The 16371-nt window shown below is 42.0% G+C and carries 13 protein-coding genes and 1 tRNA gene; 5 read left to right on the top strand and 9 right to left on the bottom strand.

The window, feature by feature from the left end:
* Positions 1 to 121: 121 nt before the first annotated feature.
* Positions 122 to 2731, bottom strand: a complete 2610-nt coding sequence (polA, locus tag J4N22_RS05130) for a DNA polymerase I (protein ID WP_207492623.1) — start codon at positions 2729 to 2731, stop codon at positions 122 to 124.
* Positions 2721 to 3638: a UV DNA damage repair endonuclease UvsE gene (uvsE, locus tag J4N22_RS05125; protein ID WP_207492622.1), complete on the bottom strand. Its 918-nt coding sequence runs from the start codon at positions 3636 to 3638 to the stop codon at positions 2721 to 2723. Before uvsE ends, polA begins: the two co-directional genes overlap by 11 nt.
* Before the next feature lie 92 nt (positions 3639 to 3730).
* Between uvsE and J4N22_RS05120 the strand changes: the two genes are divergently transcribed.
* The gene (locus tag J4N22_RS05120) at positions 3731 to 4498 is read left to right on the top strand and encodes a hypothetical protein (protein ID WP_207492621.1); all 768 of its coding nucleotides are present in this window, start codon (positions 3731 to 3733) and stop codon (positions 4496 to 4498) included.
* Positions 4499 to 4512: 14 nt separating this feature from the next.
* Here J4N22_RS05120 and J4N22_RS05115 read toward each other — a convergent pair whose 3' ends face one another.
* Positions 4513 to 5394 (bottom strand): MOSC domain-containing protein, encoded by an 882-nt coding sequence (locus tag J4N22_RS05115; protein ID WP_242692060.1) that lies wholly within the window; start codon positions 5392 to 5394, stop codon positions 4513 to 4515.
* A gap of 30 nt (positions 5395 to 5424) precedes the next feature.
* Between J4N22_RS05115 and J4N22_RS05110 the strand changes: the two genes are divergently transcribed.
* Both J4N22_RS05110 and J4N22_RS05105 read left to right on the top strand, forming a co-directional pair.
* A complete protein-coding gene (locus J4N22_RS05110) occupies positions 5425 to 5862 on the top strand; it encodes a cupin domain-containing protein (protein ID WP_207492620.1) in 438 nt (145 codons plus the stop codon).
* Positions 5863 to 6024: 162 nt separating this feature from the next.
* Positions 6025 to 6699: a hypothetical protein gene (locus J4N22_RS05105; protein ID WP_242692059.1), complete on the top strand. Its 675-nt coding sequence runs from the start codon at positions 6025 to 6027 to the stop codon at positions 6697 to 6699.
* Positions 6700 to 6860: 161 nt separating this feature from the next.
* Here J4N22_RS05105 and J4N22_RS05100 read toward each other — a convergent pair whose 3' ends face one another.
* The 5 genes from J4N22_RS05100 to J4N22_RS05080 form a co-directional block, all read right to left on the bottom strand.
* The gene (locus tag J4N22_RS05100) at positions 6861 to 8393 is read right to left on the bottom strand and encodes a GH3 family acyl-acid amido synthetase (RefSeq protein ID WP_207492619.1); all 1533 of its coding nucleotides are present in this window, start codon (positions 8391 to 8393) and stop codon (positions 6861 to 6863) included.
* Positions 8394 to 9071: 678 nt separating this feature from the next.
* On the bottom strand, positions 9072 to 10976 hold the full coding sequence (locus J4N22_RS05095; protein WP_207492618.1) for an AAA domain-containing protein: 1905 nt from the start codon (positions 10974 to 10976) through the stop codon (positions 9072 to 9074).
* Positions 10977 to 11058: 82 nt separating this feature from the next.
* The gene (locus J4N22_RS05090; protein ID WP_207492617.1) at positions 11059 to 11442 is read right to left on the bottom strand and encodes a hypothetical protein; all 384 of its coding nucleotides are present in this window, start codon (positions 11440 to 11442) and stop codon (positions 11059 to 11061) included.
* A 209-nt stretch (positions 11443 to 11651) separates the two neighbouring features.
* Positions 11652 to 12005, bottom strand: a complete 354-nt coding sequence (locus J4N22_RS05085) for a cupin domain-containing protein (protein WP_207492616.1) — start codon at positions 12003 to 12005, stop codon at positions 11652 to 11654.
* Between the two features lie 170 nt (positions 12006 to 12175).
* Positions 12176 to 12259, bottom strand: a tRNA-Leu gene (locus J4N22_RS05080).
* Positions 12260 to 12603: 344 nt separating this feature from the next.
* Here J4N22_RS05080 and J4N22_RS05075 point away from each other — a divergent pair.
* A complete protein-coding gene (locus J4N22_RS05075; protein WP_207492615.1) occupies positions 12604 to 13161 on the top strand; it encodes an RNA polymerase sigma factor in 558 nt (185 codons plus the stop codon).
* A 6-nt stretch (positions 13162 to 13167) separates the two neighbouring features.
* Positions 13168 to 13884: a hypothetical protein gene (locus J4N22_RS05070; protein ID WP_207492614.1), complete on the top strand. Its 717-nt coding sequence runs from the start codon at positions 13168 to 13170 to the stop codon at positions 13882 to 13884.
* On the opposite strand, the gene J4N22_RS05065 is transcribed toward J4N22_RS05070, so the two are convergent.
* Positions 13874 to 16261, bottom strand: a complete 2388-nt coding sequence (locus J4N22_RS05065) for a CHAT domain-containing protein (RefSeq protein ID WP_207492613.1) — start codon at positions 16259 to 16261, stop codon at positions 13874 to 13876. The two genes, J4N22_RS05070 and J4N22_RS05065, sit on opposite strands and share 11 nt — an antisense overlap.
* Positions 16262 to 16371: the final 110 nt, after the last annotated feature.

The raw sequence follows: 16371 nt of genomic DNA, 5'->3' as shown, positions 1-16371 counted from the left end.
TAATGCTGGCTGTAAGCGAATTGAAAACTGTGGAGGTGACATAGAAAATTTTACCATGTAAAACAACATGGCTAGCCTTTTGTTGAGGCAAAAGAAACAGAAGCCTGCTAAAATATTCAAGCTATATCTTATAGGATACCTGGTCCAACCAGTTCTTGCCTACCGTTACATTTACTTTTAGTGGTACAGCAAAAGGAGCTTTGGTTTCCATCAGTCGTACTACTTCTGGCACCAGTTCAGCCAGTTCATCATCAGCAGCATCAAAAACCAACTCGTCGTGTACTTGCAAAATGAGTTTCGTCTTAAACTTTTTCTTACAGATGTATCGCTCTACGTTTACCATTGCCTCTTTGATAATATCAGCGGCAAGACCTTGTAGCGGGGCATTGACCGCCATACGCTCAGCCATACGGCGGGTAGTACCGTTGCGGCTATCAATACCTTCTATATACCGTATGCGGCCGTATTTTGTTTTCGTAAAACCACGCTCCCTGCTTTCTTCTATAGATCGCTCCAGGTATTCTTTTACCGAGCTGAATTCTTCAAAATATGCATCAATGATCTCCTTTGCTTCTTTTTGAGAGAACTTCAAACGGGTAGCCAAACCCCATGGTGTTATACCATAAGCAATCCCGAAATTTACGCCTTTGGCTTTTGCACGCATCTCTTTGGTAATAGCATTTTCTTCTACATTGAAAACCTTACACGCGGTGGTTGCATGTATATCTTTTCCTTGTTTAAATGTGTCCACCATCACTTTATCGCCGCTTAATGCAGCCAGCAGCCGAAGCTCTACCTGGTTGTAATCAATGCTTAGTATGCTAAAGCCTTCTTGTGATGGAATGATTGCCTTACGCACCTCGCGGCCAGCCTCGCTGCGTATTGGAAGATTTTGCAGGTTAGGTTCTGTGCAGCTAAGCCTGCCGGTACCAGCTACCACCTGTTGAAAAGTAGGATGAATTTTATTGGTCTCCGGGTTTACATATTTAGGCAATGAGTACACATACGTACTAATGATCTTGTTGAGCTTGCGGTAATTGAGCAGGTCGGCAACAAAAGGATATTTAGGAGCTATGTCAATAAGAAAAGGTTCTGCTGTAGATATCTGACCTGTCTTGGTTTTCTTCAGTTCCGATGGCTCGCATACCTGCTGCAGTATGTCAGCTGTTTGCGATGGTGAGCCTATATTGAATTTTCGGCCTGCTGCTTCGTACAGCTTTTTTTCAAGTTCATCTAATTGTTTAGATAAAACATTATCGATCTCATCTAAAGCATCCAAGTCAATGCGTAAGCCATGCAGTTCCATTTTTGCAAGAACCGTTTGTAACGGAAGCTCAATTTTATAGAACAGGTCAGCCAGCTCCATTTCTTCTATCTTCTGCATGATCTTTTCGTGTGCAACAGGCAACGAAGGCAAAAAGTTTATTCCTTCATAAGCTCTTTCAATAGTGTACGACTCCAACTGGTATTTGTCTTTTATATACTGCCATTCAATCTTAGCATCTGATTCCAGCAAATAAGCAGCTAGAGATATATCTTCCCAACTAGATTTCACCTGGCATCCTGAACGAATGATCTTTTTAAGCAAAGGCTTCAATTGCCAACCTGCTTTCACTACTTCTTTTTTATCTATGGCACTAAGTAGCTTTTTGAAATCTATTTCATTAGAAATATCTATTGCATAAATGCCTTTCTCATCATTTGATTGAATAAATAATTGATCCGGTAATTCTTCATTATAAGCAATAGAAATTTTCTTACCGTTCACTTTTTCGATAGCTTCTGCAGCTGAAACATTTTGAATAGAAATTTTCGTTCTTTCAGCAGACTCTTCAATATTCTTCTGAGGTTTTATGAAACGAAGTTTTGTAAGCCTTTCTTTAATTTTTACAAATTGGAGTTCATCTAACAAAGGAATTAGTTTTTCTATATCCGGCTTCTTTACCTTTATTTCATCCCATTTGAAATCGACATCTATTTCACCCGTTAATAAAGCCAACTGTTTATTTTCAACTAATTGTTCTTTATAAGCAGCAATTGATTCCCGCACTTTAGGTTGTTTAATTGTCTCCACTTCTTCCAGCAGTTCTTCCACTGAATTGTATTGTGCTAATAATTGAGCTGCTGTCTTATCTCCTATTCCACGTACACCAATTATATTGTCTACACTATCGCCACGTAGTGCTAAATAATCCGCTATCTGCGATGGCAACACACCATATTTATTTTTTACTCCTTCTATATCCAAAGTCTCCATTACAGCACCTTTATAAGCAGGGCGGAAAAGGAATATTTTTTCTGAAACCAATTGTGCAAAATCCTTATCAGGACTAACAATAAAAACAGAATAACCTTTCTTGGCTCCTCTTACAGCCATGGTAGCAATCACATCATCCGCTTCATATCCTTCTTCTTTTAGTACAGGTATTTGCAACGCCTCCAGCAATTGCATAGCATAGGGAAATGCTTCTGAAATTTCAGAAGGCATTTTTTCTCGATTGGATTTATAGGTACTTGAAACAGCAACTCTTCCTTTGGGAACAGAGTCAAGTGCAGCAGCAATAGCATCTGGTTTCTCTTCTGTTATTACCTGGAATATATAATTGAAGAACACCAACGTAGTGCGTGTATCTATTCCTGTTGTCGTGCCAAAACGTTTTCCCATAGTTGCAAAATGTGCCCTGTACAACAGCGGCATCACATCCAGCAGGAAAAGCTTCTTATTCTTCATGAGTTATATATTTTAGGTATTGCCTGTATTCCATTACTGCTGCCTCCTTGGCTTTTGCTTCAAACATGATATCTACATCCTTGCCATAAGTTTCCACTTCATCGTATAGATAATCTGCATGCGCAGTAGGTGGTGCCGTGGGGTCTTCATGTAGTTTTTTAGAACTGGAGAAATGAACAACAGGCGTGATATCGGAAGGCCATGTATCATAAGCAGCCAGGAAAGCTTCCTCTTCACTTAAGCCACCCGTACAAAACTTGTGATGAAAGTAATCAAACACAACAGGTGTTTTGACCTGCTCGTGCAGCCACAATAGATCCGTAATAGAAAACATATTTGCTTTATCATCATTCTCTACAGTAAGCCTTCGTTGCACATTTGCAGGCAGTTGAACATAACTTTCAGCAAACCTTGCAAGCGCAGAAATTTTATCTCCAAACGCGCCTCCCACATGTATATTAATTTTTGCAAACGGTGACAATGGAAGATGTAACAGGTCCATTATTTCTGCATGTTGCCGCAGTTCTTTAATTGTTTTTGTAAGAACTGATTGAGTGTTTGTTGCCAAAACATTGAACGGACCAGGATGAAATGAAAGCCTGAAACCGGACGAAGCTACTCTTTCGCCACAGCGTGCCAGTACCTCGCGTATCTTTTCATAATCCGGCAGATCATGTATTTCATATTCGCTCATCCAGGGCACCATATCGGAGCTCATCCGGTAAAACATGATGTTATGTTCTATATTCCACTCGATCACTTTTTCCAGGTCGATAAAATTAGCAAGAGCCAGTGCTGACGCATATTCTACTCCCTTCTCCATAAACGTGCTTTTGATCATGGAGCGGTTCACCTGGATCTTTTGAGCGCCCAGTGTAAGATTGATGGATGCATAGCCAAAACGCATATTGGGATGCTGATAAAAATTGTACCGCCACGCATATCTAAAGCTTATATTTAATGTATCAGCAACTGAACCTCAAAACCAAAAACTACAACATGCTTAGATGCCTATCCTATCCAGTAGTGATTGTGAGTTATTTTCTTCTTGTAACTGCCTGTTCATCAACACAACCTACCACTGTACCGCAAAGCAGGCAGGAAAGAAATCTATTTCATGCTTTCACCACGGCAAGTCCTACTATGCTACAAAACAAGAACGACCTGCACATTCAAACATCTGCTGTTGTATGGCAGTATGCATGGCCTGAAGTACAAGTAGCCTATGCGCCTCTAAAAAATATTGGTGTGTCTACTGTTATTGCAGGCAGTTTGACTAAAGATGATTTTATGTTCAATGCCTATAACTTTTCTGCAGGTTATTTTAATAAAGTAGCGCCTAATGTGCATTTGGAAAGCTATGTAGGAACAGAAAGAGGAACTATCAATAATACACATGCAACTGGCTCATCCAAACTGAAACTGACGAAATATTTCATTCAACCTGCCATTGCTTTCAGTAATGAAAATAACTCTTTGCATTTCATCCTAATGACCCGCTTCTCTACCAACAACAGGCAGGTAGTTCATGCTACATATCATCAGACCAATGAGCCGTTTACGCATGAGCAATTTGTTCTCCTAAACCGTAAGCCGAACTTCTTAATGTTAGAACCAGGTTTTCAATTCAGGTACGGAAGGAAGCGCATGATGTTCACAACAGGTTATACCGGATCGCTCAATTTCAGTAATTCCTTTCACCGATCTATCGGCAATTTCAATATTGGTTTTTTAGTGCGATTAGGATTGGCAAGGAATGAAAATTAGCATTAGCAAGTGAATTATTTAGGAAGTGTAAACCTGGCTTTTTTTCGCTCTTGTAATTGGACCTGGTCACCAACCTGAACCAAACCTTCACCATCATGAACAAGATTTTGTCCAAAATATATCTTCTTCTGAAACTGGCGGTAAGAAGCAAGTGTTGTCAAAGGCTCCTTGCCCTGGATGGCCTCCTGCTGGTTGATAGTAGTAACAACGCACCGGGCACATAGTTTCACCCCAAAAAAGCTGATGTTGTTAATTGTGAAATGTTTCCATTCATCTTCTTCAAAAGGAGCTCCACCAGTGATAACAAGATTGGGACGAAAACGATCAATGGAAACAGGTTCTTTTAACCTGCTGTTCAAGTGATCTAATGATGATTGTCCAACTACGTTGAACGGGTAAGCATCGGAAAAACTTGTGATCTCTTTATTGGTGGCGTAGCGGCTGTCAACTCTTCTTCGTGAGGCATCGGGCATATAAACAAGCCGGCATTTCCTGGACAACATTATTGAAAACCATTCGCTTACTTCAGTGCTTACTTCCATGGCCTTACACTTATCACTCCACACCTCCACCCTAAGTTGTGAACCTGTAGGTTCATAAGGAATGAATATAGATTCTTCAGTTTTCTTATGAAAGACCTGCAGGCCATCATCTTTTAGTTGCACTTGTAAAAGCGCCATTGTGGAGAAAGATCGCTGCGACATAAATACATTCTCTTCATCTACAAGCATCCACCGCCTGTCGTGCATAAAGCCACGATCCGTTACTTGCGCAGAAGTGACAGAAACGCCACCTAAAGATTTGATAGGGTAAATGAAAATTTCCGAAACAGTAAGCATCTGGTAAAGGTAAAGACGATGCAAATAAAGCAGCCAGATGTAGTGAAGTAAAAACATCCGCTTAGTTTTATTGCCTAAATTTTATTGATGACAGCTGCGCAATACATACAACATCTTGAAATGCATCCTCATCCTGAAGGCGGATATTATAAAGAAACGTATAGGAGCGACTTGCAAGTAATGATCGATGGTTTTGATGGTGAACGATCCATCTGCACCAGCATCTACTTCCTATTGCAGGAAGGACAAAAATCGGCCATGCACCGCATCAAAAGCGACGAGATATGGTATCATCATGATGGTAATGCATTGGAGATAGTTGAGATAGATGAAACAGGAAAAGAGATTGTAACGTTGCTTGGTAAACAACTTGACCAGGGGCAGGTATTACAGCATGTAGTAAAAGCACATCGCTGGTTTGGTGCAAGGCTGGTAGAAGGCGGCAAATTTTGCCTGGTAGGATGCCAGGTTAGCCCCGGCTTTGACTTCCGTGATTTTGAACTGAGGCAACAGGAACCTGCTTAACAACGTTGATCACTGATGTCACCAGCTTTTACTGTCTGGCGTTTTATTTGCAACGCTCATTCACTAAGGGCAGCAAATTGAGTTTTATTAGAAAATGTGCTTGTTTGTCTGCATCGAAATTTGCACAATAACACCAGGAATAAATTAGAACGAACCACCTAAATGAAGTTGCTCATAGCACTTATGATATCATTACAAACAATGGATACCAATGGACAAGTTGCAGGCTATCTCAAGCAATTTGCTACCAATAAAACAATACCCCCCGCGGTAGAAAAAAATGTGCTTACAGCATTATCATTCTTTCCAGAGTTGAAGCAAACCAACATCAGCTTTATTATGAAGCCGAAGCTTACTTCTTCTGTTATGCAGGCGCAGCCAGTGTTCAGGACGCTTTTGCAACGAAGAAAGAACCGCCGCTACCGTATTAATATCAGCACAGAGTTCAGGTTGATCTCTTCCATTTTACCGATACTGGAAATACCGGACAATGTAATGATAGGCTGGATTGGTCATGAACTAGGTCACATACTTGATTATGAAGGAATGAGCAATGTGAAAATGATCACCTTTGGCTACAGGTATTATACTTCATCTAAGTTTGTGAAGCATGCAGAAATGATGGCCGACTCATTAGCTGTAGAAAGAGGAATGGGAAATTATATCGTTACCACCAAACGTTTCATACTCGATCATGCTGACCTGCCAAAAGCTTATAAAGACAAGATATCACGCCTTTACCTTTCACCTGACGTGATAGTAGAACAAGTAAAACTTTGGGAAGAAAAAATGCTTGAGCAAAAAAATGAGGAGATGAAGAAAGAGGAGGAGCTGTAATTATGAATGATGAACTATAAATGATGAACTATGAATTGTAATAAAGTATACCATGACTTCAGAATTATTTATAACAAAACTTCCTGCCGGTTTCCACTTTTTTATTTTTGCTTTTTAAGTTTTGCTTTCTTCTTTTTGCCTTTTGACTTACCACTTCTACCCTATTGCCCAACCGGCTGTTTTTCCAGTACATAGTTCCTGAAGTCCCAAAACTCTTCCTCCTTCATTACACGAGGGATTTTTGCTTGTCCTCCTAACTTTTTAAACTCTTCGCTCCAACTGTAAAAACGCTCTACTGGTACAGCTTCTACTTCTAATTTTTTAAGTGCTTTGGTCCGTGCTACCTGGTAGTTCTTATTGTTGTTGCACAATTCAGTATCAACTACTTCAGCTGCCCTTGCAGTATCTATTTCCTTATCAGTACCAACAATGAATTTCATTACAAACTGTTCATCCTTAAAAACTGTTGAAGCTGTAAATTCATTAATCTCCAGGTCAAATGCCTCTTCCAGTTTTTCAATGGCCATATTCATTTTTTGAACAGATAATTGTTCGCCTACTACATTTAGGTAATGCTTGGTGCGACCGCTGATGCGTATTTCAGATCTTTCTTTATCAGTAATGATCACTGTATCGCCTATCATATATCGCCATGCGCCCGAAACTGTAGAGATCAACAGTACATATTCTTTATTCTCTTCCGCCTGCTCTAGCGTAAGCACTTTTACGCCTTGCTTTACTCTTCCGTCATCATCTATATTTTCTTCTTCAAAAGGTACAAATTCGAAAAAGATACCATTGTTTACAATGAGCGCCATTGAGTTGGTATCTGGCCGTTTTTGCGTAGCCAGGTAACCTTCCGAAGCCAGGTAGGTATCGATGTAGATCAATGGCCTGGCCAGCAACTTCTCCATACTTTTTCTATATGGCTCAAAGGCTACACCGCCAGATGTATATACGTGCAGGTTGGGCCAGATGTCATGGATCGTCTCCAGGTTGTTATGAGCAATTATCTCTTTCAGCATCAGCTCTACCCAGGAAGGGATACCGGAGATACTGCCTACATCCCACTTTGGTGCTTCCTCCGCGATCCGCCGCACCTTTTCATCCCAGTTTTCTATGGATGCTATCTCTATGCCTGGTTTATAAAATTTATGAAACCATCCGGGAATATTTGCAGCACTTATCCCACTTATTTCTCCTTCATAATGATCTTCCAATTCTATCAGGTGTGTGCTGCTGCCCAACATCAAAATATCCTTGTCGAAAAAATCATTTGAAAGATCGAAGTTCTTCAGGCTTAGCACTTGCTGCATCCCCGCTTTTTTGATAGAAGCGATCATGTCTTTGGTAACAGGGATATATTTTTTATTGCTGGTAGTACCACTGCTAAGGGCGAAATAATCCTGCCCACCAGGCCATGTAATATTCTGATGTCCCTTTAGCAGATAATGCCACCATTGTTCATACAAAGTATCGTAATCAAACACCGGCACATTCTGCTGGAATGCAGCCACCGGGTTATCGCTTTTAAGAATACTTCCAAACTTGTGATGCATGCCGAAAGCAGTCAGCCGCGCCTTTTTCAACAATTGCATTAGTACCTTCTTCTGCGCCTTATATGGATTAGGTTCACTTGATATGAACCCATTAAAATCGATAGCCTTCTTAATTACTCCACCCAGCAGTGACATATGAGAGATGTTTTTCAACCAGAAGCAATATTTATACCCTAGTGGGTGCAGTAGATCCCTCCTTCGTCGGGATGACATTCTATGCCTGTCATGCCGAGGCACGAGGCATCTAATAAATATTGAGGTTGTAGCATGTAGTATGACAGGGAACCCTCCTACGTCGGGATGACACATCATAGGCTTGTCATGCCGAGGCACGAGGCATCTCATAAAATCTTCAGATGCTAGTAAAGATGTTAAAGACTGAGGATCCCTCCTTCGTCGGGATGACATTCTAAGCCTGTCATGCCGAGGCACGAGGCATCTCATCACATTTCAGTTGCTACATTAAACATTATGCGGCTGGGGATCCCTCCTTCGTCGGGATGACATTCTAAGCCTGTCATGCCGAGGGACGAGGCATCTCATCAACATTATAGTTGCTACATGAAACATCATGTGGCGGGGGATCCCTCCTTCGTCGGGATGACACATCATTGGCTTGTCATGCAGAGACACGAGGAATCTCATAAAATCTTCAGATGCTAGTAAAAATGTTAAAGACTGGGGATCCCTCCTTCGTCGGGATGACACTTGTAGCCTGTCATGCCGAGGCACGAGGCATCTCATAAAACCTTCAGATGCTAGCACAGATGTTTCAAGGCTGGAGACCCCTCCTGCGTCGGGGTGACAGAAGACTTACTCCATAAACTCCCAGGCACTGACATATCCACCAGCCTCTTCGGCATAGGCAATAAAATCAGCATAAAAAGGGAACTGGGATATGGTGGCGCTGTCACCAATTATTACCAGCTTATTACGTGCCCTGGTCATCGCCACATTCATTCGTCTTATCTCAGACAAAAAGCCAATGCTGGACTCGCTGTTGCTGCGGGCAAGGCTTATATAGATCACATCCCGCTCCTGCCCCTGGAAACTGTCTATTGTATTCACTGTAATGGCAGCTGCATGAGCCTTCAAAACAGGATGAGCCGCCACCAATTCTTTCAGCACTTCCACCTGGTGGCGATATGGAGAAATAACACCAACACTTATCGTCTCATTAACTGGAGCAGTTGGTGGTAATTCAGAAATATACTGAGCCAGGTGCCTTGTAAGCAGCGCCGCCTCCTCAGGATTTGATATCCCGCTTCCTTCTATTTTTTCTTCATAACCTGTACCCGCTGTATCTACAAAAACCAAAGGCTGATCATCCTGCAACAGCCGCTTTTCTGCCACTGTGTGATGTGCCTGTAGCTGGTCATTATAAAATTCACGGCTGCTAAACTGCATAATGGTTTTGTGCATCCGGTATTGCTCCTGCAAAAGCGTCACGCATCCAGGATGCAGCTGGACCAGCTTTTCCATCAGCGTTATGGCAAGTCCACCTTTGGCTGCTTCATTACTCTTTATAGTGGGTGGCAACTGGCAATGATCACCCGCCATCACAAGTTTATCAGACTTTAATATCGGTATCCAACAAGCAGGCTCTAATGCCTGGCCAGCTTCATCAATTACCACCGTTTTGTAATGGCGCTGCCGCACAGTATAATGATTAGCACCTACAAGTGTAGCTGTTATTACCTGCGCACGATCCAGTACATCTTTACCTATATATTGTTCTGTACGCTCTACTTCTATACTCAGGTTACGCGCCTCATTGAACAATGCCTTTCGCTGCTCTCTTTCAGCGGGACCAAAACTGCGCTTGTATTTATGCGCCATATCCCTGTACTCCCGTGCCTGCTTTTTTAGCCGCTTTATTTCCTTGTGTTGCGGGTGAGCAGCCATCTTGCTATCAAGCGTAAGAGACAACTGCTTTTCATTTACCCTTGCAGGGTTTCCAACACGCACTACGTTAAGACCTGTATCATTAAGTTTTTCCGTTAGCAGGTCAACAGCAGCGTTGCTGGGTGCCACCACCAATATTTGCTGTTTATCTTTTTCTACCAGCGCTTTGATCGCTTGTACAAGTGTGGTTGTTTTACCCGTTCCCGGAGGTCCATGCACAATGGCAAGTTCATTAGCAGATAATATTTTTTGCACCGCTAAATTTTGAACTGCATTTAAGCTTCTATTGTCGTAAGTAAATGCTTCATCATTGTAAGAAGGTTGCCGCTCACCTACCAATATCTCTACCAGTTTATTAGCATCTTTCTGTTGTGCTTTTACAGGCGCATATATAAGAGCCTGTTCCATCTCTTCGTAGCTGTTGTCGTCAAACAGGGCATCAATCCCCAACTTACCATTGCGGCTCCAATCCGGTAATTCATCAGTGCGCAGGCTTAGCTTCAGCCGGTTGCCGCTGATATGGGTAATGGTTCCTTCTAGCCTGTCGCGCTTAGGATCGTGATTACTAAACATTGCGGCGCTCATTCCAAAGCGCAATTGATGAATGATGTCAGTGTGTGTAGTTCGCTCTACTTCTACAGTAAGATAATCTCCTCTTCCTACCTCAGTATCGCGTATGGCAATAGGATACCAGGCAAGACCATTCTCCCTTCGTGCCTGTATTGGAAGCGACTCGGTTTGTTGCTGAAAAGCTTTCCTGTCTTCGGCCTTCTCTATTTGAAGTAGTTCCTGTAACCTCTTGAAATAATCCATGGCGGCAAAGGTAACTGGTACGAGTAGAACACATACCGCAAGAGGAAGCAATAACAGCGAAAATCAATAGATGCTTTAAAGATTATCTACTGAAATACCTGAAGAAAAGATAGGGTGCAATGGCAACCCAAAGCGGGATCAAAATCCATAGCCTTCCGGCCAACAAGTTGTACTCCATCAGTAAACTATCCCATGAATTTCCGCGCCAGCGACCAAAGCCAAACTCGAAGATGAGGGTTAGTAGTAACCATAGCAGCCCCACCATGATTGCCTGCAACTGCGAAGCAGGTGGATTTTGCTTGATCACGAAAGAGATATAAAAAGCAAACAGAATTATGAGAGTGAGAGTGGAAAGCTGGTGAGCATGAATTGGTTCCGTAAAGCGGCAGATAAAACCTTCACGCAAAATACCATTGGCAATAGCGATGATAAGCATAGGAAACCACAGCAACAGATACTTTATCATAAAACATCTTTTATCTGCAGAATGGAAACGAGCCATTCTACATGTAAAAATGCTGAGGCAAATACTAATATAAAATGATTGAGATCAACCCATCACTTGACATAAAACAGCTGGAAAAACCTACGACCAACATGTCTTTTGCAGGACAAAGTTCAGCTGCATAGCAGTTTATGTAGACTGCATCTAATACGACTTGTTGTGTAGCTGATCTAAGAAGCAAGGAAATCTTCCCTGTGCGGGCTGAAAACATCTACCAGCATACCAGGTTCTAAGCATACACATCCATGCACTGCATGTGGCGGCACATAAAAACCATCTCCAGCTTTTAGTATCTTGTTCTCATCACCAATAGTTACTTCAAATACCCCCGCTTCTACATACGTCACTTGTGAATGATGATGCTCGTGAAGCGACCCCACTGCGTCTTTATCAAATTTCACTTTCACCAACATGATCTTATCATCATATCCAAAGATTTGCCTGCTAATGCCCGGCGACAGGTTTTCCCAGGCCGTTTCATTGCCCACTTGGAAAATGCTGCTTTGCAATGTTGTTGTACTCATGGATGATATTTTAGAATATGATAATAAATAGAATTACCTGAATGTGTGGTTGTAGCAATATTTAGATCGCTTCAAATTTCATTTTGATAGAAATAAATCCATTGCTAATAAAAAAAACGATTTGAAAAATATGCCATAAAAAAACCTTCTCATATAAAGAGAAGGCTAAGTGCGGAAGAGGAGATTCGAACTCCCACGCCAGTTACGGCGCTACCACCTCAAGGTAGTGCGTCTACCAATTTCGCCACCTCCGCAAGTGGGTGCAAATGTAGAAAAATGATTCACCTGGCAAATATTTTTTTGGAGTGTGAGAGCTTGCATAGAACAGGGCTTCAGCGAGATTATGAGAGCTTTAAAGAACTTCACCTACATCCAAAAACAAGAAAGGGCAGAGCGTTAAGCCCCAACCCTTTTATTGATATTCCCCCAAATATCAAAATTGCATATGTTTATTTCTTTATCTATACCTGTTATTCATCACCTGCTTCAATGCTATTGTTGAGCACCATTTTCCACTATTGCCCTACTTCTATTAGTATCGTCTTTTACAGAAGGTAAACAGCTGTTTACTTTTTTATTTTTATGGCACTAATTACATATGTACGAAGAGGTTATTCAACAGATTAAGAAAGGCGACCTGGAACCATTAGATAAAATTTACCTGGAACACAAGAGTGATTTTATTGGTTTTGCTCATGCGCAGTTTCCACAAATAGGAACTGAGAGTATTGAAGATGCTTACCAGGACACGATCATTGATGTGTACAAAAACATAGCTGCGGACAGGCTCACATCTATCGAGTACAGTTTCAGGACCTATATTTTTCACATTGGTAAGACCAAGCTCATCAAGCTTGCAGACAGGCAGAAAAAGTTTGAACATACTGAACTTACGGTGGTAGAAGAGCACGTTGCTTATGAAGCCACTTCCGATCACAATTGGCAGGAAGTACAGAAGGCACTATCGTTTGTAATGGCAAATGCAAGCGATTCATGTAAGCAAATTTTAAAGCTGTTTTACTTCCAAAAGAAATCGATGAGCGAGATCGCACTCGCTTTGGGTTATAGCAACGCAGATACGGTAAAAGCAAAGAAGAACCGCTGCATCAACCAACTTTCTGACAAGGCTGCAGGTATGTTCAACAACCAATTCTAAATAAACATGTACATAGAGAACGAACTAGATCTATTTGACAACTACCTCAGTGGCTCTTTAGAAGCCTCCGATAAGCTTCTGTTTGAACACCAGCTTTCCGAAAATCGTGCGCTTAAAAACAGGTTCCAAGTATTTAAAGGACTTGTAGAACAGGTGCAAAACGAAGCAGCTATTGAGCATTCTCTCAAAGCACGTTTCAGGCAATTAGACAAAAAGAAGAGCCGCAAAAAATGGTTCTTCTATTCAGGTATTGCAGCTTCTGCATTGATGGTGCTTGCATCAGTCTCAATATTTTCTACCAGGCAGCAGAAGGTTGATATCAGCCGTTACCAGGTAAATGAACCTGGCCTTCCCATTACCATGTCTGTAGATAATGAAGCAAACTGGCAGGACATCATGCAGTTGTTTAAAGCTGAACAATATGATAAAGCCTATGCTCTTGTAGCGGCAAAACAGCAGACTGATACGGCATTATATTTTTCAGGCCTTTTTCTTGAACTGCAGGGCAACCGCGCTGGCGCAATGAAAAAATATAAGGAGCTCCAGCAGTTTCAGCATTCATCCATTTTTATACAAAAAGGTACATACCGGCAGGCATTGCTGCTATGGCAGGCGGAACAACAGGAAGCAGCAATGGAACTTTTAAAGAATATAGCTGCTGATAAAGGCCATTTTTATCAACAACAGGCTTCTGATGCGGTTGAAGCTTTGTCTACAAAATAACAGGCTCCCTATTTCCCGTGAGTACATAAGCCGACCAATAATAAGGGTTTACCCAATCAGGGTATTTAGGCTGATTCAGGAACTGCTTTTTAACTTTCGCAAGTGCTTCATCTTTGGACAAACCAACCGCAAGATGTTGATAATACAATGCAAAAAAAGTGGCACTGGCCGCTTCATCCACCACCCACAAAGAACTGATGACCGCTCCTGTTCCGTTTGCTATAAAAACCTTTGGCAGGTTGTAAAAACCTTCACCTTGTACCAGGCGTCCTTTATGTGTTTCACAAGCATTCAGAACTACCAGGTCTGCCTTTAGATTGCCCAGGCTACCGTAGGCATCAATCTCATCTTTTTGATCCAGTTGCAGTTTGACATCTTTTCCTTTGGTACTGGTATGCGTAGCAAAGTGTACGATGGCTGCGTTTGTGGTCGCTACCTTAGTCTTGCTCACCTCACCTTCATTAATTGAGGCAGCATACATCGCCTTTAATTGCTTCATTAGCTTCTGGGTTTCCGGCAGGCGTTGGCGCCCATCAAACTGCGGTAAAAAACCAACGATACCTTTACGTCGTTCAGCTTCTTGTTGTGTTACCTGTGAAAGTGAAATGCACTGCGATAGTTGCGATTCTTTACTTATGTATTTTACTCCCGCCCAATTGCTACCTGACACAGGCTTCGTAACAAAAGCATCCCAAGGAAGCAACGACAGGTTTTGATGCGGCACTACCAGTATATTATTACCGGTAACACCAGCTTCGTCTAACAACATCTTAAAGCAGTGATTGCTTAGATATTGAAAAGAATCAACCTCATTTTTGAGCATCATTGTGTACAGCCTGCCAGGTAGTTCTTCATTTAAAATGTTATCATCCACGATTCGCACAACAAGCGCAGCACCTGCAGGTGAAAAACGGTGAATGAACATTTTGTCTGCTACGATGAGGTAATCGACCACTGTTGTGTTGTTCTTCCTGCAATACGCTAACAATGCTGATGTATCAACCGCCTGGTATTCGAATACAGGCGTAGCCATTCTTGTAACCGCTTGGTCAACAAAATTCAATACCCTTTGCTTTAGCAACGTATCCTCGACTTGCGCAGCCACAATGTAAAGCTCATTGAGCATTCTTAGCACCTGGTCCTTCTCACCATCACTGTTATTGTTCTGTTGGCGCTGCAGGTAGCTTTTTATGGTGCCTGCATACTTGCTTTCATTCGACAACTCGATTAGTGCAGGGTTCAGAGGGTAGCTGCCATCGCTATAACTTTCACCCACCAGCGAAGCCACTCTTTCAAACGATCTTTGGTTGAAATACTTCAGCAGGTTTTCGCGGCCGGCATTTGTGGAATAAGTTACCAGTTCATGTCTCAGAAACTGGTTGTTATATTGAAAGAACTTGCCAGCCTCTTCCAGGTCACTATCATTGCCTGCTACCTGGTAGCGCTTCAGGTAAGTCTCCGCAAGTTGGGTAATTGCTAAAGAAGTATAAACAGGCTGAACCGGGTGCTTATCCACTACCAGGTGCTGGAACGCCTTTAAGTACATGCTTTCTGCTTTATCTAACTCAATGTTGGAACGCTCCGTGAGCCCCAGGTTTATGTAAGAGATTGCAAGTCGCGGGTGCACTTTTGGAAGTATTTCCTGGTTTATCTCAATTGCTTTATTGTAGTAAAAACGTGCACTGTCGTAAGCTATTTGCCGCGGAAAAATATGTGTGTGTTTATCTCTCAGTATATCATTAAATGAGTTAGCCAATTTGTGATACGTGCTTGCCAACCATGTACTATCATCTCGTGTAAGTCGTGCATTACCTGCAGCTGCCTGGTGGTAATGGTTGATAGCATCGTTATACATTTTCCTATTGTGAAAATGATAGCCGAGGTTGATCTTGTATTGCAACTGTACCGGGTAAGATGAAAATTTGTCGAGTTCAGTATCTATAGTTTCCAGTAAATCCACAGACCGCGCCGTATCCATTGAATTAAGATAACACTGCCATTCAGCGAGCAACACGGCTGCATTGTCTTCCGGAAGCACTACCATCTCTTTCGCCTTTAATGCATATTCATAGGCCTGGTCGTACCAGCCACTTTGCCACGCAATGTTGCTCATAAAAAGCATGTCATGCACAGTAGCCTGTTCATTATCAACAGCGGCTTTTGCCAGGTGAAAACTCGCATTGTTATATAGAAAATCGTTGTAAGAGGCGGAACTGTACTCACCACTTTGATGTACATCCCTTGCAAACTGCAAAACAGAATCCTTTAGTGCCACCAAGTTGCTGGCTGTAGCTGCGTCACTGTTAGATCGTGTGCATGATGGCAGCACGCAGCAGAACAACAACAAATTATACAGGAGGAGATCCAGGGATTTCAACAACACAGGGTTTAGTGTTGGCAAAATAACAGAAAGGACAGAGACAGTTATATTAAAACATCTTAATTAGACTGAACAAACAGTGTAGAAACTGCAGAAGAAATGTTAAG

The organism is Aridibaculum aurantiacum, from assembly GCF_017355875.1.
Lineage (GTDB): Bacteria > Bacteroidota > Bacteroidia > Chitinophagales > Chitinophagaceae > Segetibacter > Segetibacter aurantiacus.
This window is presented reverse-complemented; position numbering and strand designations above follow the sequence as displayed.